Origin of the sequence: uncultured Aquabacterium sp., assembly GCF_913773725.1 — a bacterium.
In the GTDB taxonomy this organism is placed as follows: Bacteria; Pseudomonadota; Gammaproteobacteria; order Burkholderiales; family Burkholderiaceae_C; genus Aquabacterium.
Window position 1 is genome coordinate 1 of record NZ_CAJYGK010000105.1, and the last position, 18,477, is coordinate 18,477.

An 18,477-nucleotide genomic window follows, 5' to 3' on the forward strand; every position below is an offset into this window, starting at 1 on the left:
GCCGCAACTCGCTGGTCTCGCGGGTCTGCAGCACCCAGTCGTTCAGTTCGCGCACGCGGGCAAGGTCGTGTCGCTGCCAGGCCGGCACGGCACGTGCCACCACGGCCAGGTCGCTGCGGGCCACGGCCAGGTGGAGCTGGTCGCGCAGCCAGGCGGCGGCGTCGGCTTCACCGGTGACGCGGCCCGAATCGACCGCGGCCTCCAGGCCTTCGGAGTAGCTGAAGCCGCCCACCGGCAAGGCGGGTGAGGCCAACCACATCAGATGCAACCGGGCGCCAGGCGAGAGCGGCGCCGGGCGAGACAGGACGCGCGGCATTCAGTGGTCGTGATCGTGGCCGTGACCGCAGCCCGGGCCGTGCACGTGCGGGGCCGGTGCGGCCTTCACGGCGATGCCGATGGGCTTGCCGCGGCTGGCGCTGGCGGCGGGGGCGGCGTGATCGTGATGACCATGGCTGCAACCCGGGCCGTGCACGTGCCCGGGGGCGCCGTGGGGCGGGTTGGCCGTGCCGTGGGCGTGTCCATGGTCGTGGTCGTGCCCGCCGTGGTCATGGCTGTGGCCGTGATGCCCATGCCCGCCGCTGGCGTAGGCGCCGCCCTCGGGCTCGAACCCTTCGGTGGCCTCGCGCACCGTCAGGTGCATGGCGCGCAGCATGTCGGCCAGCACGTGGTCGGGCTCGATCTTCAGGTGGTCGGGCTGCAGCTCGATCTGCACATGGCGGTTGCCCAGGTGGTAGGCGGCACGCACCAGGTCGAACGGCGAGCCGTGCTCGGCGCAGGGCGTGATCACCAGCACCGGCTGCGGGGCCGCCTGCACGCGGATCATCGAGCCATCTTCGGCCACCAGCACATCACCGCCGCGCACCACGGTGCCGCGGGGCAGGAACACGCCCAGGGTGCGGCCCTGGCTGTCGGTGGCGTCGAAGCGGCTCTTCTGGCGCACGTCCCAGTCGAGTTCGACGGTGGCAGCCCGCTTGAGCAGCACGGAGGCCAGGCCCTGGCCTTGGGGGAGGAGTTTGTTGACGGTCAGCATGCCCGGCAGTGTGCGTCAGAACAGGAAGTAACGCTGCGCCATGGGCAACTCGGTGGCTGGCTCGCACACCAGCAACTGGCCGTCGGCGCGCACCTGGTAGGTCTGCGCATCGATCTCCATCTTCGGCAGATAGTGGTTGTGCACCATGTCGGCCTTCTTCACGGTGCGGCAGCCCTTCACGCCCACGATGGTCTTCTTCAGGCCGTACTGCTCTGGCAGGCCGGCCGCGATGGCGGCCTGGCTCATGAAGGTCAGCGAGGTGCGCTGCAGGGCGCCGCCGAAGCTGCCGAACATGGCGCGGTAGTGCACCGGCTGCGGCGTGGGAATCGAGGCGTTCGGGTCGCCCATGGCCGCGGCCGCAATGAAGCCGCCCTTCATGATGATGCTGGGCTTGATGCCGAAGAAGGCGGGCTTCCAGATCACCAGGTCGGCCCACTTGCCCTCTTCGACGCTGCCCACTTCGTGCGACACGCCGTGGGCGAGCGCCGGGTTGATGGTGTACTTGGCCACATAGCGCTTGACGCGCGCGTTGTCGTGCCGGGCGGTGTCTCCGGGCAGGGCGCCACGCTGGGCCTTCATCTTGTGGGCTGTCTGCCAGGTGCGCAGAATGACCTCGCCGACGCGGCCCATGGCCTGCGAGTCGGAGCTGAACATGCTGATGGCGCCCAGGTCGTGCAGGATGTCCTCGGCGGCAATCGTTTCACGGCGGATGCGGCTCTCGGCGAAGGCCAGGTCTTCTGCGATCGAAGCATCGAGGTGGTGACACACCATGAGCATGTCGAGGTGCTCGTCGATGGTGTTGACCGTGAAGGGGCGCGTCGGGTTGGTCGACGAGGGCAGCACGTTCGGCTCGCCCACCACCTTCATGATGTCGGGTGCGTGGCCACCGCCCGCGCCTTCGGTGTGGAAGCTGTGGATGGTGCGGCCCTTGAACGCGGCCACGGTGTCTTCCACAAAGCCCGATTCGTTCAGCGTGTCGGTGTGGATGGCGACCTGCACATCCGTTTCCTCGGCCACGCTCAGGCAGGTGTCGATGGCTGCGGGCGTGGTGCCCCAGTCTTCGTGCAGCTTCATGCCGATCACGCCGGCGTTGACCTGCTGGCGAAGCGCCTCGGGCTGCGAGGCATTGCCCTTGCCCAGAAAGCCGATGTTCATCGGGAAGGCTTCGGCCGCCTTGAGCATCAGGGCGATGTTGTCGGGCCCCGGCGTGCAGGTGGTGGCAAAGGTGCCCGTGGCCGGGCCGGTGCCGCCGCCGATCATGGTGGTCACGCCGCTCATCAGCGCCTCTTCGATCTGCTGCGGGCAGATGAAGTGGATGTGCGTGTCGATGCCACCGGCCGTGACGATCATGCCTTCGGCGGCCACGATCTCGGTGCCCGGGCCGATGACGATGTCCACGCCGGGTTGCACGTCTGGGTTGCCGGCCTTGCCGATCTTGACGATGCGGCCGGCCTTGATCCCGATGTCGGCCTTGACGATGCCCCAGTGGTCGAGGATGAGCGCGTTGGTCAGCACGCAATCGCACGCGTCGCCAGCCCCCGGGCCGTTCATGCGCTGGCTCTGGCCCATGCCGTCCCGGATGGTCTTGCCGCCGCCGAACTTCACCTCTTCGCCGTAGCCGCCGGCCTGCAAGGTCAGGTCACGTTCGACCTCGATGATGAGGTTGGTGTCGGCCAGGCGCACGCGGTCGCCGGTGGTGGGGCCGAACATCTCGGCATACGCGCGTCGGGGAATGCTTGCCATCGTCAGGAATCCGGTCGGGGCAGGGTGGGGCGATGTGGAGGAGGGCGGAGTGCGTGCAGGGCGTCAGAGCGCGCCCTGTACGAGCCCGCGGAAGCCGAAGACCACGCGGTCGCCGGCGTAGTCCACCAGTTCGACGGTGCGTTGCTGGCCGGGCTCGAAGCGCACGGCGGTGCCGGACGCGATGTTCAGGCGCATGCCGCGGGCGGCCTCACGGTCGAAGCGCAGGGCCCCGTTGGTCTCGGCGAAGTGATAGTGCGAGCCGACCTGGATGGGCCGGTCGCCTGCGTTCTCGACCACGAGCGTGAGGGTGCGGCGGCCTGGATTGAGCTCGATGTCCGGGCCGTCGGTGAGCAGTTCGCCGGGCGTCATCACTTGCGGCCCTTGAACCACACCAGCGCGCCCACGGCCACGGCAGCTGCGATGAAGCCGAGCACGTCCGTGCTGTGCCAGTGGGCGACACCGGGCAAGCCGTGACCTTCATGGGCGTGACCCGGCAGGCTGGTCAGGACAGCAACGAGCGCCAGCAAGGAGGAGGACAGGGTGTGCTTCATCATGGTGCTTGTCTGGGGTGGGGGGCGGTGTGCGAAACCACCGAGGGGTTCAGGATGCGTTGAGCCGGTGCGTCGGGTGCAGAAAGTGCGCTGTCGCGCTCTGATTTGGTGCGGGCGGCGCCCAGCTCACGTTGATCATGCAATTGGTTGGTGCACGGTCACCAATTTGGTGCCGTCGGGGAAGGTGGCCTCCACCTGGATTTCAGGAATCAGGTCGGCCACACCCTCCATCACATCGGCGCGGCTCAGCACGGTCTTGCCCTCGCTCATCAATGCGGCCACGCTCTTGCCGTCGCGTGCGCCTTCCATGATGGCGGCCGTGATCAGGGCGACGGCCTCGGGGTAGTTCAGCTTCAGTCCACGGGCCTTGCGACGCTCGGCGAGCAGGGCGGCGGTGAAGATGAGGAGCTTGTCTTTTTCGCGGGGGGTGAGTTCCATGGTGTCTCGGCTCGGACCAGGCGGGCGACGGCACTGAAATTGCGGTGTCAGGCCGGCTTGACCTCCCACTATGCAAGACCCAGACCAAAAACGTCCAGCCTTTCAGCGTGCCGCTGTGGCGGCCCCGCCCGAGGCCGAGTCGACCCACCCCGATGCGGCAGGCACCGATGCCTTGCAGCGTGTGGTCAAGGTGCGACGCGACTACAACACCTGGGTGGCCACCGAGACGCTGGAAGACTACGCGCTGCGCTTCACGCCACGGTCGGCCCGGCGCTGGAGCGACTGGCGCGTGGCCAACACGGCGTTCGGCGCCTCGTCGTTTCTGGTGCTCGAGGCGGTGGGGGCCACGCTGCTGGTGGACCATGGCTTCGTCAACGCGTTCTGGGCCATCCTGGCCACCGGTCTCATCATCCTGCTGGCCGGCTGGCCCATCAGTGTACGCGGCCCGCCATGGCGTGGACATGGACCTGCTCACGCGTGGCGCGGGGTTCGGCTACATCGGCTCGACCATCACCTCGCTGATCTACGCGAGCTTCACCTTCATCTTCTTCGCCCTCGAAGCGGCTGTCATGGCCTATGCGCTGGAGATGGCCTTCGACATCCCGCCCGCATGGGGCTATCTCGTGTGTGCGCTGGTCGTCATCCCCCTGGTCACGCACGGGGTCACGACCATCAGCCGGCTGCAGTTGTTCACCCTGCCGCTGTGGCTGCTGATGCTGGTTGTGCCCTTCGTCTACGTGTTCCGTGACCACCCTGGCATCCTGCATGACCTGGCAGGCTACGCGGGCGGGGATGGTCAGCAAGGCCAGTTCAACCTGCTGGGCTTTGGCGCAGCGCTCACGGTGGGCGTGGCCCTCATCACGCAGATGGGCGAGCAGGCCGACTACCTGCGCTTCATGCCCGAGAAGCAGGCCGCACACCGCGCGCGGTGGTGGGCCTCGGTGTTCGTCGGCGGGCCGGGCTGGGTCATTCCCGGCGTGCTCAAGATGCTGGGCGGCGCCTTGCTGGCCTGGTTGGCCATGAGCTTTTCCGTGCCTGTCGAACGGGCGCTGGATCCCAATCAGATGTACCTCGTCGCGTGGGAGAAGGTCTTTCCAGACCAGACCTGGGCGATCGCGGCGGTCGCGCTGTTCGTGGTGGTCTCGCAGATCAAGATCAACGTGACGAATGCCTATGCGGGCTCGCTGGCCTGGTCGAACTTCTTCGCCCGGGTCACGCACAGCCATCCGGGGCGGGTGGTGTGGGTGGTGTTCAACACCGTCATTGCCTTGCTGCTGATGGAGTTGAACCTGTTCCAGGCGCTGGGCAAGGTGCTGGGTCTGTACGGCAACCTGGCCATTGCGTGGATCATGGCGGTGGTGGCCGATCTGGTCATCAACAAGCCCATGGGCTGGTCGCCCCCCGGCATCGAATTCAAGCGGGCCCATCTGTACGACATCAATCCGGTGGGTGTGGGGGCGATGGTGCTGGCCTCGCTGGTGTCGGTGCTGGCGCACGTGGGCCTGCTGGGCGAACTCGCCCAGGCGTTTTCTGCCGTGATCGCCATGGTGGTCGCCTTCGTCACCTCGCCGCTGATCGCGTATGCCACGCGGGGCCGTTACTACCTGGCGCGTGCGCCGCTGTGCGCCGATGCCCCCGCAGAGGATGCCGGCACCCCGCTGGCACGCGTGATCCGGCTGCGGGCGCTGCACCGCTGCACCGTGTGCGAACGCGAGTACGAACAGGACGACATCGCCCAGTGTCCGGCCTACCAGGGCTTCATCTGCTCGCTGTGCTGCTCGCTCGACGCGCGCTGCCAGGATCTGTGCAAGCCCCATGCGCGCTGGGCCGAGCAGTGGCGCGCACTGGGCCGCAAGGTGTTGCCGGCCCGCCTGTGGCAGGGGGTCGATACCGAGCTGGGCCAGTTCGGCGTGGTGATGCTGGTGCTGACGGCGCTGCTGGCCGGGCTCTTCGGGCTGGTCTACCAGCAGCAGGTGCGCGAACTGGATGGCGTGCTGGCATTGGGCGGCGACACCGTGACCGTGCTGCGGCAGGGCTTCACCAAGGTGTTTGCCGCGCTGGTCCTGGTGGTCGGCGTGGTGGCGTGGTGGGTCGTGCTCACGCACAAGAGCCGCCAGGTGGCGCAGGAGGAGTCCAACCGCCAGACGCATCTGCTGGTGCGCGAGATCGCATCGCACCGCGTCACCGACGAAAAACTGCAGCAGGCCAAGCAGACGGCCGAGCAGGCCAACCTGGCCAAGAGCCGCTACATCTCGACCATCAGCCACGAGCTGCGCACGCCGCTCAATGGCATCCTGGGTTACGCCCAACTGCTGGACGAGGATGAAAAGCTGCCCGAGCATGTCAAGCACGCGGTCGGGGTCATCAAGCGCGGCGGCGACCACCTGCTGTCGCTGATCGAAGGCACGCTCGACATCGCCCGCATCGAAAGTGGCAAGCTCACGCTCGATGTGAAGCCGGTTCGCCTGCCCGATCTGCTGCATCAGATCGTGAGCCTGATCGAACCCGAGGCCCGGGCCAAGCAACTGCGCTTCGTCGCCGACATCGCGCCCGGCCTGCCCGAGGTGGTGCGGGCCGACGAGCGGCGCGTGCGCCAGATCCTGATCAACGTGCTGGGCAACGCTGTGAAGTTCACGCACACGGGGCAGGTCGAGTTCAAAGTACGCTATGCACGCGAGCTTGCCCAGATCGACATCACTGACACCGGGCCGGGCATCGCCCAGGACGAGCTCGACAAGGTGTTCGAGCCGTTTGCGCGCGGATCGTCGGCCGCGGGCAGTTCGGCCGGTGGCACGGGTCTGGGCTTGACGATCAGCAAGATGCTGACCGACCTGATGGGTGGCGAGATGAGCGTGCAGAGCGCCACCGGGGCGGGCACCACCTTCCGCATCCGGCTGTTCCTGCCGCAGGTGCGGGTGGCCGGGCTCGCGCAGGCGGCGCCGAGGCGCGGTCAGCGCACCGGCTATGTGGGTGATCGCCGGCGCATCTGGGTGGTCGACAACGAAGAGGCCGACCGCGGCCTGCTGGTGCGCATCCTGGAACCGCTGGGTTTCGAGGTGCTGGCGCTGCCTTCTGGTGTGGCGTGCCTGGCTCAGCTGCGTGCCACGCCGCCGCTGGCCTTGCCCCACGCGATCTTCATGGACCTGGCCATGCCGGGGCTGGATGGGTGGGACACGCTGCGCGCCATCCGCGAACAGCGCCTGTGCGAGGCCCCGGCTGCCATCGTGTCGGCCAATGCCTTTGACAAGGCGCTCGAGAACGACGTGGGCATCACGCCCGACGACTTCATCGTCAAGCCGGTGCGTGTGAGCGAGTTGCTGGACTGGCTGGGGCGGCGGCTGCAGCTGCAGTGGATCGAAGCGGCCACCGGGCGCACGGCCGACGCGCACGCCGGCGCAGGCGCCGGGGCGGCAGCAGGTGGGGCCGGCAAGGTTGCCCAGGACGCCGAAGCCGTGCCTTCGATCGACGCCTTGCGCCGCCTGGAGGACCAGGTTCACACCGGCTACATGCGGGGCGTGCACCAGGCGCTCGACCGCATCGCGGCCGAGGAGCCAGCCTGCGAGGCCTTTGTGCAGCGCATGCGCACGATGGCCCGTCAGTTCCAGCTGGATGCCATGGCCGCCGTCCTGCACGATGCGCTGGCGCAGGCACAATCGGCGCCGTGACGCTCAGGACCTGACCCATGCTGGAGACACTCGACCGCAGCCGTACCGACGTTGTCCTCATCGTGGACGACGTGCCGGACAACCTCTCGTTGCTGCATGACGCGCTGGACGAGGCGGGCTACACCGTGCTGGTGGCCACGCATGGCGAGGCGGCGTTGCAGCGGGCGTCGCAGATGGTGCCCGACATCATCCTGCTCGACGCCATCATGCCCGGCATGGACGGTTTCGAGGTGGCGCGGCGGCTGAAGGCCACGGCCGAGACCAGCCACATCCCGATCGTGTTCATGACCGGCCTCAGCGAGACCGAGCACGTCGTGGCGGCCTTCCAGGCCGGCGGGGTGGATTACGTGATCAAGCCGATCCGGCCGCGCGAAGTGCTGGCCCGCATCGAGGCCCACATGCAGAGCGCCCGGCAGGCTCGCCAGGCCCGCAATGCACTGGATGCCTTCGGCCACGCGTCGATGACGGTGCGCATCAGCGACGGCCGCATCCTGTGGCAGACGCCGCTGGCGCGCAAGCTGATGCAGGCCTTTTTCGATGTGCCCGAAACGGCCGCGCCGGCCGAACTGGCCGACTGGCTGCGGCTGCACGCGCCTCGCATGGCGCAGGCCATCGAGCGCGGCGAGGCGCCGCCTGTTCCGCCGGCCTGGGCTGTGAACCAAGGCAGCCGGCGCCTGAGCTTTGCCCTGCATCAGCCCACAGGCGAGGATGAATGGCTGCTGGTGATGCAGGAGAGCTCGGATCAGGCCGCCATGGAGGCGCTGAGTCAGGAGTTCAAGCTCACCGCCCGAGAGGGCGAAGTGCTGTACTGGGTGGTCAAAGGCAAGACCAACCGCGACATCGGCGACATCCTGGGCAGCAGCCCGGCCACGGTGAAAAAGCAGCTCGAGCACATCTTCGCCAAGCTCGGCGTGGAAACGCGCACCGCCGCGGCCGGGCTGGCGATGAGCCGGGTGGTGCAGCTCAAGGCGCGCTGAGCGCCCTCTGGCTGCCCGGTGGGGCCGGGCTCACAGCTTGGGCAGCTCCAGCGCCTCGGGCGCATGTCCCTGGCTCAGCAGCCAGTCGCGCAGCGCCAGGCCGGTGGCAGCCGGCCAATAGCGCAGCTTCTGCGGCGGAATGCGCTTGTAGTCCACCAGCTCTTCGTTCAGCGTGATGGTGCCTTTGGCCACCACGTGGTAGGCCATGATCAGCTGGTTCTTCTTCGGAAAGGCATAGTGGCCCACGAAGGTGGCAGGCTGAACGGCATCCAGGCCCAGCTCCTCCTTCACCTCGCGCAGAACCGCCTCTTCCGGACTCGGATCGTGCTTTTCCAGAAAGCCGGTGATCAGCGCATAGAACGGCACAGGCCACGCCGCGTTGCGCGCCAGGATGATGTCGCCTTCGTGTTCGACGATGGCCGCCACGACAGGCACGGGGTTGTCCCAGTGGACAAAGCCGCAGGCCACATCGGGGCAACGCAGGCGCTGGGCGCCATCCACTGGCTCGTCCAGCAGGGGCGAGGTGCATTGGGGGCAGAAGCGGAAGCTCATGCCACAGCATAGCGTCACCCGATCGGAAAGCCCTTGATCAAGGCGCGCTGAATGCGCTGCGATGTCACGGCCAGCGTGGCCTGGTGCACCGGCCCCAGCGCTTGCCAGTGCCCTTCGAAGTCTGCCCGGCATTGTTCGAACAGGTGGCGGGGCCCGGCCGTCACGATGTCGTTGCCCCCCTCGTCGGACAGCACCGAGATCATCGAACCCGAGAAGGCCTTGAACAGCCGCTTTCCGATCTCGCGGGTCTGGTCGGTGTCGGCCTGCACATTGGCCACCAGCAGCCCTTCGGGCGTCAGCGCCTTGCGGCAGTGGTTGTAGAAGCTGCGCGAGCACAGCGGCTCGGCAATGCCATCGCCGGTGAAGCCGTCCACCAGGATGAGGTCATAAGCACAGGGCGGCTTGGCCATGAACTTCGCGCCGTCGTCGCACACGGTGCGCAGGCGCTCGTCATCGGGCGGGATGTGGAAGGCGTCGCGCAGGTCGATCACGCTCTGGCTGATCTCGACCACCGTCAGGTCCGCCTCGGGCACGTGGCGGTGCAGGTACTTGAGCATCGATCCGCCACCCAGCCCGATCATCAGCACGCGGCGCGGCTTCGGATTGAAGAGCAGGGCACCCATCATCGTGCGGGTGTAGTCCAGCACCAGGTCGTCCGGGTCCGCCACGCGCATGCAGCTCTGGATCAGGGTGCCCTCGAAGCTGAGGGTCACGGTCTGGCTGTTGGTGTGCAGCCGGGGTTGGTCGGGCATGGAGGGCAGGTGTTCAAGCAGCCCGCCATTGTAGGAGCGGCGTACCGATACGCCATGTGGCGTATTCCGCCTTCAGGGCCCGCTCGGCACACTGAACCCATCTGATCACGAAAGGGCCCGGCAGGGCGCCCCGGTCAGAACCCGGTTCCCTCTTGTTCACGTTCAACCCATCGCTTCAAAGGAGCGCCTTCACATGAACATCTCGCGTCGCTGTGCCGTCCAGTCCCTGTCCGCTGTCGCCCTGGGCGTCGCCGGCCTGGCCTTCAGCACCATGGCCTCGGCTGCCGACACCATCAAGGTCGGCGTGCTGCACTCGTTGTCCGGCACCATGGCCATCTCGGAAACGGTTCTGAAGGACACCGTGCTGATGGCGATCGACGAGATCAACGCCAAGGGCGGTCTGCTGGGCAAGAAACTCGAGCCCGTGGTCGTCGACCCGGCTTCGAACTGGCCGCTGTTCGCCGAGAAGGCCAAGCAGCTGCTGACCCAGGACAAGGTGGCCGTGACCTTCGGCTGCTGGACCTCGGTGTCGCGCAAGTCGGTGCTGCCGGTCTACAAGGAAAACAACGGCCTGCTGTTCTACCCCGTGCAGTACGAGGGTGAAGAGCTCGAGAAGAACGTGTTCTACACCGGTGCGGCCCCCAACCAGCAGGCCATTCCCGCTGTGGAATACCTGATGAGCAAGGACGGCGGCTCGGCCAAGCGCTTCGTGCTGCTGGGCACCGACTACGTCTATCCCCGCACCACCAACAAGATCCTGCGCGCCTTCCTGAAGTCCAAGGGCGTGGCCGATGCCGACATCATGGAGGAGTACACCCCCTTCGGCCACTCCGACTACCAGACCATCATTGCCAAGATCAAGAAGTTCGCTTCCGAAGGCAAGAAGACGGCCGTGGTCTCGACCATCAACGGCGACTCGAACGTGCCCTTCTACAAGGAACTGGGCAACCAGGGCCTGAAGGCCAAGGACGTGCCGGTGGTGGCCTTCTCGGTCGGTGAAGAAGAGCTGCGCGGCGTGGACACCAAGCCGCTGGTGGGCCACCTGGCCGCCTGGAACTACTTCATGTCGGTCAAGAACCCGACCAACGACGAGTTCATCAAGAAGTGGTCGGCTTATGCCAAGGCCAAGAACATCGCCGGTCATAAGGACAAACCCTTGACCAACGACCCGATGGAAGCCACCTACATCGGCATCAACATGTGGGCCCAGGCCGTCAAGAAGGCCGGCACCACCGATGTGGACAAGGTGATCGCCGCCATGGCCGGTCAGACCTTCAAGGCCCCGAGCGGCTTCGTCGCCAAGATGGACGAGAAGAACCACCACCTGCACAAGCCGGTGTTCATCGGCGAAGTGAAGGCCGACGGCCAGTTCAAGGTGGTCTGGAAGACCCCGGGCCCGATCAAGGCCCAGCCCTGGAGCCCGTTCATCGCCGGCAACGACAAGAAGAAGGACGAGCCGGAAGCCAAGTAAGGCCGGATCAAGCGGATGCCCGTCTCCGCCAAGCGACGGGATGAACCAAGAAGCAGAGCGGTTCGCCCCTTGGGGGGTACCCCAGGGGGCGCTTTTTTTCCGCCGACAGAACGACATGACTGGAATGCCTGTGAAGACACCAGACGCCGCACCGACCCGCCGTCGCACCGGCCTCACGCGCTGGCTGGGCGCCGCCATGATGGCCGCCCTGCTGGGCTGCCAGAGCGCCCACGCCCTGACGCCTGAAGAGGCCTACGCCGTGGCCGCCGGCGACAACGACGACCGCATCGCCGCGCTTCAGCAACTCCTGGCGAAGAACGACCCGGGCTTGCCTGCCTTTCTCGAGGCCTTGGCTGCCGACACCGTCAAGATCGCGGGGCAGCGTGCCTACATCGTCGATGGCGACGAGGCCCGCGAGGCCGCGACCGGCGCACCGGCCAAGTTGCCGGCCGATGCCGAGGACGTGGTGAACAACAACCGCATGTCCAGCGAGATCGAGGCGGCCCTGGCCGCCGGCAAGCTCACCTCGGCCGACCGGTCCGCCCGTGCTGAAGCCATCGATGCGCTCAGTGCGGCCGCCGACGAATCCAAGCTCGCGATCATCGACAAGGCCCTGGCTGCCGAACAGGACCCGAAGCTGCAGGCCCGGTTGCGCATGGTGCGCGCCAAGGCCCTGCTCAACGCGGCCGATGCGGCGTTGCGCCTGGAGGCCGTTCGTGCGCTGGGTGATCAGGCCAGCCCCGAAGCCCGCGCGCTGCTGATGGAGCGCCTGGCCGACGCGTCCGAAACGGACGGTGCCGTCAAGGGGGTGATGCAGGCCGAGCTCGACCACATCAACCGCAAGCTGGCCTGGGGCGAGTACGCCGGTGTGCTGTTCACCGGCATCAGCCTGGGCTCCATCCTGCTGCTGGCCGCGCTGGGCCTGGCCATCACCTACGGGCTGATGGGGGTCATCAACATGGCGCACGGCGAGCTGATGATGATCGGCGCCTACGCCACCTTCGTGATCCAGAACCTGTTCCGCCAGCACCTGCCGCAGTTCTTCGACTGGTACATCCTCCTGGCTGTGCCCGCATCCTTTTTTGCCGCGGCGGTGGTCGGCGCCATCCTCGAGCGCGGCGTGTTCCGCTTCCTGTACGGCCGCCCGCTCGAGACGCTGCTGGCCTCGTGGGGCATCAGCCTGATCCTGATGCAGGCCGTGCGCTCGGTGTTCGGCGCCCAGAACGTACAGGTCGAGAACCCGAGCTGGCTGTCCGGTGGCGTCGATGTGCTGAGCAACCTCACGCTCCCCTACAACCGCCTGGCCATCATCGCGTTCGCCGGCCTGGTGCTGCTGGGCATGACGCTGCTGATTGCCCGCACCCGCATGGGTCTGTTCGTGCGCAGCGTGACGCAGAACCGGCCGATGGCCTCGTGCGTGGGCGTCAACACGGCCAAGGTCGACACCATGGCCTTCTCGCTGGGCGCCGGCATTGCCGGCCTGGCAGGCTGCGCGCTCTCGCAGATCGGCAACGTGGGCCCGGACCTGGGACAGAACTACATCGTCGACTCGTTCATGGTCGTGGTCACGGGCGGCGTAGGCCAGATCGCCGGCACGGTGTACGCCGCGCTGGGGCTGGGCATGGTCAACAAGCTGCTGGAAGGCTGGTCGGGTGCCGTGCTGGCCAAGATCATGGTGCTGGTCATCGTGGTGATCTTCATCCAGAAGCGCCCGCAAGGTCTGTTCGCCATGAAGGGCCGTAGCGCCGAAGCCTGAGGAGAAAACAATGAGTGCAGTGATGACTTCCCCCATGCCTGTGGCCGGCGTCACGGTGCCCCGCAGTGCGCTGGGTCCCAAGGGCTGGACCGCGCTGATGGCCGCCGTGATCACCGTGGTCGTGCTGGCCCCGGTGCTCAACCTGATGGTGCCGGCCGATTCGGCCTTCCACCTGTCCGACTACGCAGTCGGCCTCATCGGCAAGATCATGTGCTACGCCATCTGCGCGCTGGCCATGGACCTGATCTGGGGCTACACCGGCATCCTGTCGCTGGGCCACGGGCTGTTCTTTGCCCTGGGGGGCTATGGCATGGGCATGTACCTGATGCGCCAGATCGGCCGTGACGGCAGCTACGGCGCCGACATCCCGGACTTCATGGTCTTTCTGGACTGGAAGACCGTGCCCTGGCACTGGACGCTGAGCGAGAGCTTCATTGGCCAGATGCTGCTGGTGGTGCTGGTGCCGGGTTTGCTCGCCTTTGTTTTCGGCTTCTTTGCCTTCCGCAGCCGCATCAAGGGCGTGTACTTCTCGATCATCACCCAGGCGATGACGTTCGCGGCCATGCTGCTGTTCTTCCGCAATGAAACCGGTTTCGGCGGCAACAACGGCTTCACCGACTTCAAGCGCATCCTCGACATCCCGCTGGCACAGCCATCCACCCGCATGGTGCTGTTCGTGCTGACCGGGCTGACCCTGATCGGCTTCTACCTGATGGCCCGTTGGCTGGTGAACACCAAGTTCGGCCGCGTGCTCCAGGCCATCCGTGATGCCGAGAACCGCGTCATGTTCTGCGGTTACAACCCGCTGGCCTACAAGCTCACCATCTGGACGATCTCGGCTGTGATGTGCGCGATCGCCGGGGCGCTGTATGTCCCGCAGGTCGGCATCATCAACCCCAGCGAGATGTCCGCGGCGGCCTCCATCGAGATCGCCATCTGGACCGCGGTTGGCGGGCGTGCCACGCTGATCGGCCCGATCATCGGCGCCTTCTTCGTCAACGGCGCCAAGAGCTGGTTCACCGTGGCCTTCCCCGAGTTCTGGCTGTACTTCCTGGGCCTGCTCTTCGTGGTGGTGACCCTGTTCCTGCCGGACGGCATCGTCGGCGGCGTGAAGAAGCTGTTCAACAAGCAAGCTGAGGTGAAGGCATGACCCCGGATCTGATGGAAGCCGGCACGCAGGCGCTGGCCCGTGCCTACAAGACGCCCACCAACGCGGGAGAATCGGGCGGCCGCGAGGCCAGCTACGGCCGTGTCGTGGATGACCCCGATCGGGTGGACCTGGCTCACGGGTCGATCCTGTACCTGGACGACATCGAGGTGAGCTTCGACGGCTTCAAGGCCCTCAACAAGCTGAGCCTGGACATCGCCGTGGGGGAGATGCGCTGCATCATCGGCCCCAACGGGGCGGGCAAGACCACGATGATGGACGTGATCACCGGCAAGACGCGGCCCGACAGCGGCACGGCCTTCTTCGGCTCGACCATCGACCTGCTGAAGAAACGCGAAAGCGAGATTGCCCAGATCGGCATCGGTCGCAAGTTCCAGAAGCCCACGGTGTTCGAGCACCTGAGCGTGTTCGAGAACCTGGAGCTGGCGCTCAAGGCCGACCGCCGCGCACGTGCCTCGGTGTTCTTCAAGCTCAGCGGCGAGCAGCTGGATCGCATCGGCGCCATGCTGCAACTCATCCACCTGAAGAACCAGGCCCAGCGCACCGCCGGCCTGTTGTCACACGGGCAGAAGCAGTGGCTGGAGATCGGCATGCTGCTGATGCAGGATCCCAAGCTGCTGCTGTTGGACGAGCCCGTGGCCGGCATGACGGATGAAGAGACCGAGCGCACGGCCGAGCTGTTCCTGTCATTGGAAGGCGCGCACTCGCTGGTGGTGGTCGAGCACGACATGAAGTTCATCCACGAACTCACCACCCAAGGCGCCACCGCAGGCAAGAAGAAGGTCACGGTGCTGCACGAGGGCAGTGTGCTGGCCGAAGGCACGCTGGCCGAGGTGCAGGCCAACGACAAGGTCGTCGAGGTCTACCTCGGACGCTGAGCAGGAGAAATCGACATGCTGAAAATCGAAGCCGTCAATCAGTACTACGGTGGATCCCACATCCTGCGCGGACTGGATTTCGAAGCGAAGGTAGGCGAGGTCACCGTCATCCTGGGCCGCAACGGCGTCGGCAAGACGACGCTGCTCAAGAGCCTGATGGGCCTGGTGCAGATCAAGTCGGGCAGCATCACGCTGGACGGCCAGGCCATCGACCGGCTCAAGCCCTACGAGCGCGTGCGCCTGGGCGTGGGCTATGTGCCCCAGGGGCGCGAAATCTTCGGGCGCCTCACGGTGGCCGAGAACCTGCAGATGGGCCTGGCGAGCAAGCCCGGCAGCACGCCGCTGCCCGAGCAGCTGTTCGAGCTGTTTCCGGTGCTCAAGCAGATGCTGCATCGCCGGGGGGGCGACCTGTCCGGCGGGCAGCAACAGCAGTTGGCGATTGCACGTGCCCTGGCGGCGGGCCCCAAGCTGCTGATCCTCGATGAGCCCACCGAGGGCATCCAGCCCAGCATCATCAAGGACATCGGCCGGGCCATTCGCAAGTTGGCCGACGAGGGTCTCAATGGCCAGCGCATGGCCATTGTGCTGGTCGAGCAGTTCTACGATTTCGCCGCCGAACTGGCCGATCAGTACCTGGTGATGGAACGCGGTGAAGTCATCCGCCGCGGTCGGGGTGCCGACATGGAAGCCGACGGCGTGCGCGAACTGATGTCGATCTGAACATCCATGCCCCCGCGCCAGCGGGGGCGTTTCCGCGTGTGGCGAGCCGGGAGGCTCAGCCCTTGCGCAGCCGCTTGCCCAGGTTGGTCACGGCGGCGTGCAGTTCCTTGAAGCTCACCGGCTTCACGAAGAACGCATCGGCCCCGCGCTCCAGACCGGCGATGCGGTCATCGGTGCGGCCGTGTGCCGATACGATGATGACGCCGCAGCCGTTTTCCTTGCGGAATCGGGCCGTCAGGTCCAGGCCGTTTTCCTGCGTGCCCAGTTCGATGTCGATGACCAGGATGTCGGCCGGACCGCGCGCCCATTCATCGGCCAGCTCGTAACCATTGCGCACGCCCACGGCGTGGTGTCCGAACTGGTTCAAGCTGCGTGTCATCAACTGGCGCAGCAGGTCCTGATCTTCCACCACGATGATGCGCAGCGGACGGGCCACATCAATGAGGGGGGAGCCTCCTTCCGTGGGCTGAGGCGCCATCACTGCGCGCACGAGTTCAGCCACCGACTCCACGCCCATCTGGCGCATCACTTCGGCGCGGTGAACCTTCACCGTGTGCACGGTGATGTCCAGCCGTTCCGCGATCTCCTTGTTGGTCAGCCCCTCCACAACCAGCTCGCAGACCTGCATTTGCCGGGGCGTGAGGGACTGGAGGCGACCTGCGACAGGGTTGTGAGGGTGTTCTGGCGAAGAGGTCGGCGCGTTCATGAGCAGCAGAGTAGACTCCAACGCTCTATCTTAACGAGTCATTTCATCATGCCCATCACCACTGCATCCGGCCTGCAATATGAAGACACCGTCGTGGGCGGCGGAGACGAAGCCAAGGCTGGCGCCTATGTGACCGTGCACTACACCGGCTGGCTCTACCAGGACGGCGTCAAGGGTTCGAAGTTCGATTCCAGCAAGGATCGCAACGACCCCTTCGTGTTCCCGCTGGGTGCGGGCCATGTCATCCGCGGCTGGGACGAAGGTGTGCAGGGCATGAAGGTCGGCGGCACGCGCGTGCTCGTCATCCCGCCTCAACTGGGCTACGGCGCCCGGGGCGCCGGTGGCGTGATCCCGCCCAATGCCACGCTGATGTTCGAAGTCGAACTGCTGGGCGTCTGATCACCCATGTTCGCCCCGAGTCAGGAACAGGTCCGTCGATTTTTCTGCGAGGCCTGGCAGAAGCACCGGGCCGGTCAGCCTCTGACCCCGCTCGAGGCCCAGGCGGCCGACTGGATCGCGGAGCACCCCGAGTACCACGGTGACCTGGCTGACGTCGACGTGGCCGTGGCAGCGCAGTACAGCGTCGAGGAAGGGCGGACCAACCCCTTCCTTCATCTCTCCATGCACCTGTCGCTGATCGAGCAGGTCAGCATCGACCAGCCCAGAGGCATCAAGCAGGCGGTCGAGCTGCTCGCGGCCCGCCGGGGTTCGCTGCACGCAGCGCACCATGAAGCCATGGAAGCGCTGGGCGAGATGGTGTGGGCGGCCCAGCGGTCGGGCCAGCCTGTTGACGGGCAGGCTTACATCGACCGCGTCAGGATGGCCGCGACCCGTTGAAAGGTCGCGAGTCGACCGCTTTTTTTCCACCAGACGACAACTGCGCTGCCCCGCTCGGGAAGTGGAGCCTCATTCGGCAGCGCAGGGGGTCCAGTGTCCGAAAATATTGGTCGTGCAAAAGTCACGGAGTTGCAGCGATTGCGTGATCAAACTCACGCCATAAGCTGATCTTGTGCGAATTAATCCTTCAACACGGGGGGATGCGCAAGCGGACATCGCTGTAACAGGAAACTACACTTGTCGTGTCAAAGACCGATAAGTTGGGTTTCCACATGCCGATTCTTGCCATGTCCGCTGGTGTTGTTACTGCTGTCTGGGGCACCGCCTTTGTGCGCCTGCCCGATGGTAAACTCAAGCCGGTCAAGGTCGGTGACAAGGTCAAGGGAGGTGAGCACATCATCACCGAGGCCGACGGCATCGTGCAGATCACGCCTGTGCAGGGGCCTGCCATTCAGGTGAAGCCGCCTGTGGCGCAGGCCAAGCCCGCCGACATCGACCGTGCGATCGCCGCGCTCGACAACCCCACGGAAGACGAAGCGCCGGCCGCCGGCCTGACCGGCGGAGCCCAGGGTGGCCTTCTGCCGGGGCTGCGGGTGGACCGCGTGTCCGAGTCCGTCGATGGCCTGTCCTTCGAGTACGGGACGGACCGTGGCGCGCAAGCGGACATCGCTGTAACAGGAAACTACACTTGTCGTGTTCCTTCGAGTACGGGACGGACCGTGGCGCGCAAGCCCAGCCGGTGGCCACCGTGGACAACCGTCCGCTGTTCGAAGCCAGCGTGATCGAGATCGTGCCCACGGAACCGTCGGTGGTGTCGGTCAATTCGGTCACGGTGAACGAGGCCGCCCAGGTTGCGCAGTTCATCGTGAGCCTTGACCGCGCCTCGAGCACCACGGTGACCGTCCGCTGGACGACCTCCGGTGGCACGGCCACAGCCGGTGCCGACTACGAAGCCCGTTCCGGCGTCGTCACCTTTGCACCGGGCGAAACCAGCAAGGTCATCGAGGTGCCCATCCTCGACGACGACACCTTCGAGAACAGCGAGTTCTTCAACCTGGTGCTGAGCGATGCCGTCAACGCGACGCTGGGCAACTCCGGCACCGGCACCATCAAGGACGACGGCACGGGCAGCGTGCCCCCGGGCGTGACGCCGGACGACGACACCCCGAAGGTGATCGAAGTCAGCAGCCCGACGGCCGCCGAAGGCGGCGACCTGGACTTCGTGGTCAAGCT

19 protein-coding genes and 1 pseudogene are annotated in these 18,477 nt (G+C 66.2%); 11 read left to right on the forward strand and 9 right to left on the reverse strand.

Annotated elements, in window-relative coordinates; all coding sequences use genetic code 11:
- The 6 genes from QZ709_RS12805 to ureA all read right to left on the reverse strand — a co-directional run.
- On the reverse strand, positions 1-316 hold a 316-nt coding region (locus QZ709_RS12805; protein ID WP_294637681.1), incomplete at its 3' end, for an urease accessory UreF family protein.
- Complete coding sequence (ureE, locus tag QZ709_RS12810) at positions 317-1,030, reverse strand: urease accessory protein UreE (RefSeq protein ID WP_294637682.1); 714 nt, start codon at positions 1,028-1,030, stop codon at positions 317-319.
- A gap of 15 nt (positions 1,031-1,045) precedes the next feature.
- Positions 1,046-2,773 carry an urease subunit alpha gene (gene ureC / locus QZ709_RS12815; RefSeq protein WP_294637683.1) on the reverse strand — a complete coding sequence of 576 codons (1,728 nt, stop codon included), beginning with the start codon at positions 2,771-2,773 and terminating at the stop codon, positions 1,046-1,048.
- A 63-nt stretch (positions 2,774-2,836) separates the two neighbouring features.
- The gene (locus QZ709_RS12820) at positions 2,837-3,142 is read right to left on the reverse strand and encodes an urease subunit beta (protein ID WP_109035748.1); all 306 of its coding nucleotides are present in this window, start codon (positions 3,140-3,142) and stop codon (positions 2,837-2,839) included.
- Positions 3,142-3,327, reverse strand: a complete 186-nt coding sequence (locus QZ709_RS12825) for a hypothetical protein (protein ID WP_294637684.1) — start codon at positions 3,325-3,327, stop codon at positions 3,142-3,144. The genes QZ709_RS12820 and QZ709_RS12825 overlap by 1 nt, the downstream gene beginning before the upstream one ends.
- Before the next feature lie 132 nt (positions 3,328-3,459).
- Positions 3,460-3,762 carry an urease subunit gamma gene (gene ureA / locus QZ709_RS12830; RefSeq protein ID WP_294637685.1) on the reverse strand — a complete coding sequence of 101 codons (303 nt, stop codon included), beginning with the start codon at positions 3,760-3,762 and terminating at the stop codon, positions 3,460-3,462.
- A gap of 70 nt (positions 3,763-3,832) precedes the next feature.
- Between ureA and QZ709_RS12835 the strand changes: the two are divergent.
- Together QZ709_RS12835 and QZ709_RS12840 are read left to right on the forward strand one after the other, a co-directional pair.
- A pseudogene (locus tag QZ709_RS12835) lies at positions 3,833-7,427 on the forward strand (ATP-binding protein).
- A gap of 17 nt (positions 7,428-7,444) precedes the next feature.
- Positions 7,445-8,404, forward strand: a complete 960-nt coding sequence (locus QZ709_RS12840) for a response regulator transcription factor (protein ID WP_294637686.1) — start codon at positions 7,445-7,447, stop codon at positions 8,402-8,404.
- A 30-nt stretch (positions 8,405-8,434) separates the two neighbouring features.
- Here QZ709_RS12840 and QZ709_RS12845 read toward each other — a convergent pair whose 3' ends face one another.
- Positions 8,435-8,956: an NUDIX domain-containing protein gene (locus tag QZ709_RS12845; protein ID WP_294637687.1), complete on the reverse strand. Its 522-nt coding sequence runs from the start codon at positions 8,954-8,956 to the stop codon at positions 8,435-8,437.
- 14 nt (positions 8,957-8,970) lie between these two features.
- Positions 8,971-9,708 (reverse strand): spermidine synthase, encoded by a 738-nt coding sequence (locus tag QZ709_RS12850; RefSeq protein ID WP_294637688.1) that lies wholly within the window; start codon positions 9,706-9,708, stop codon positions 8,971-8,973.
- 193 nt (positions 9,709-9,901) lie between these two features.
- Here QZ709_RS12850 and urtA point away from each other — a divergent pair, with 193 nt between their 5' ends.
- From urtA to urtE, 5 genes are all read left to right on the forward strand, one after another.
- Complete coding sequence (urtA, locus tag QZ709_RS12855) at positions 9,902-11,179, forward strand: urea ABC transporter substrate-binding protein (RefSeq protein WP_294637689.1); 1,278 nt, start codon at positions 9,902-9,904, stop codon at positions 11,177-11,179.
- 196 nt (positions 11,180-11,375) lie between these two features.
- Positions 11,376-12,935 (forward strand): urea ABC transporter permease subunit UrtB, encoded by a 1,560-nt coding sequence (urtB, locus tag QZ709_RS12860; protein WP_294637698.1) that lies wholly within the window; start codon positions 11,376-11,378, stop codon positions 12,933-12,935.
- 22 nt (positions 12,936-12,957) lie between these two features.
- The gene (gene urtC, locus QZ709_RS12865; protein WP_294637690.1) at positions 12,958-14,085 is read left to right on the forward strand and encodes an urea ABC transporter permease subunit UrtC; all 1,128 of its coding nucleotides are present in this window, start codon (positions 12,958-12,960) and stop codon (positions 14,083-14,085) included.
- Positions 14,082-14,981: an urea ABC transporter ATP-binding protein UrtD gene (urtD, locus tag QZ709_RS12870; RefSeq protein ID WP_294637691.1), complete on the forward strand. Its 900-nt coding sequence runs from the start codon at positions 14,082-14,084 to the stop codon at positions 14,979-14,981. The genes urtC and urtD overlap by 4 nt, the downstream gene beginning before the upstream one ends.
- Positions 14,982-14,996: 15 nt before the next feature.
- Positions 14,997-15,701 (forward strand): urea ABC transporter ATP-binding subunit UrtE, encoded by a 705-nt coding sequence (gene urtE, locus QZ709_RS12875; protein ID WP_294637692.1) that lies wholly within the window; start codon positions 14,997-14,999, stop codon positions 15,699-15,701.
- 55 nt (positions 15,702-15,756) lie between these two features.
- Here the strand turns inward: urtE and QZ709_RS12880 are convergent, their stop codons facing one another.
- Entirely contained in the window at positions 15,757-16,407 is a 651-nt protein-coding gene (locus QZ709_RS12880) for a response regulator (RefSeq protein ID WP_294637693.1), read from the reverse strand.
- 48 nt (positions 16,408-16,455) lie between these two features.
- On the opposite strand from QZ709_RS12880, the gene QZ709_RS12885 reads away from it, so the two are divergent.
- From QZ709_RS12885 to QZ709_RS12900, 4 genes are all read left to right on the forward strand, one after another.
- Positions 16,456-16,806 carry an FKBP-type peptidyl-prolyl cis-trans isomerase gene (locus QZ709_RS12885; RefSeq protein ID WP_294637694.1) on the forward strand — a complete coding sequence of 117 codons (351 nt, stop codon included), beginning with the start codon at positions 16,456-16,458 and terminating at the stop codon, positions 16,804-16,806.
- Positions 16,807-16,812: 6 nt separating this feature from the next.
- Entirely contained in the window at positions 16,813-17,244 is a 432-nt protein-coding gene (locus QZ709_RS12890; protein WP_294637695.1) for a DUF1841 family protein, read from the forward strand.
- 287 nt (positions 17,245-17,531) lie between these two features.
- Entirely contained in the window at positions 17,532-18,026 is a 495-nt protein-coding gene (locus QZ709_RS12895; protein ID WP_294637696.1) for a hypothetical protein, read from the forward strand.
- Positions 17,933-18,477, forward strand: a 545-nt coding sequence (locus QZ709_RS12900; RefSeq protein WP_294637697.1) for a Calx-beta domain-containing protein, incomplete at its 3' end; no start/stop codon positions are given. The genes QZ709_RS12895 and QZ709_RS12900, both read left to right, overlap by 94 nt.

Coding starts and splice junctions, on each gene's coding strand:
- ureE (WP_294637682.1), bottom strand. CDS start 1,030: ATGCTGACCGTCAACAAACTCCTCCCCCAAGGCCAGGGCCTGGCCTCC.
- ureC (WP_294637683.1), bottom strand. CDS start 2,773: ATGGCAAGCATTCCCCGACGCGCGTATGCCGAGATGTTCGGCCCCACC.
- QZ709_RS12820 (WP_109035748.1), bottom strand. CDS start 3,142: ATGACGCCCGGCGAACTGCTCACCGACGGCCCGGACATCGAGCTCAAT.
- QZ709_RS12825 (WP_294637684.1), bottom strand. CDS start 3,327: ATGATGAAGCACACCCTGTCCTCCTCCTTGCTGGCGCTCGTTGCTGTC.
- ureA (WP_294637685.1), bottom strand. CDS start 3,762: ATGGAACTCACCCCCCGCGAAAAAGACAAGCTCCTCATCTTCACCGCC.
- QZ709_RS12840 (WP_294637686.1), top strand. CDS start 7,445: ATGCTGGAGACACTCGACCGCAGCCGTACCGACGTTGTCCTCATCGTG.
- QZ709_RS12845 (WP_294637687.1), bottom strand. CDS start 8,956: ATGAGCTTCCGCTTCTGCCCCCAATGCACCTCGCCCCTGCTGGACGAG.
- QZ709_RS12850 (WP_294637688.1), bottom strand. CDS start 9,708: ATGCCCGACCAACCCCGGCTGCACACCAACAGCCAGACCGTGACCCTC.
- urtA (WP_294637689.1), top strand. CDS start 9,902: ATGAACATCTCGCGTCGCTGTGCCGTCCAGTCCCTGTCCGCTGTCGCC.
- urtB (WP_294637698.1), top strand. CDS start 11,376: ATGATGGCCGCCCTGCTGGGCTGCCAGAGCGCCCACGCCCTGACGCCT.
- urtC (WP_294637690.1), top strand. CDS start 12,958: ATGACTTCCCCCATGCCTGTGGCCGGCGTCACGGTGCCCCGCAGTGCG.
- urtD (WP_294637691.1), top strand. CDS start 14,082: ATGACCCCGGATCTGATGGAAGCCGGCACGCAGGCGCTGGCCCGTGCC.
- urtE (WP_294637692.1), top strand. CDS start 14,997: ATGCTGAAAATCGAAGCCGTCAATCAGTACTACGGTGGATCCCACATC.
- QZ709_RS12880 (WP_294637693.1), bottom strand. CDS start 16,407: ATGAACGCGCCGACCTCTTCGCCAGAACACCCTCACAACCCTGTCGCA.
- QZ709_RS12885 (WP_294637694.1), top strand. CDS start 16,456: ATGCCCATCACCACTGCATCCGGCCTGCAATATGAAGACACCGTCGTG.
- QZ709_RS12890 (WP_294637695.1), top strand. CDS start 16,813: ATGTTCGCCCCGAGTCAGGAACAGGTCCGTCGATTTTTCTGCGAGGCC.
- QZ709_RS12895 (WP_294637696.1), top strand. CDS start 17,532: ATGTCCGCTGGTGTTGTTACTGCTGTCTGGGGCACCGCCTTTGTGCGC.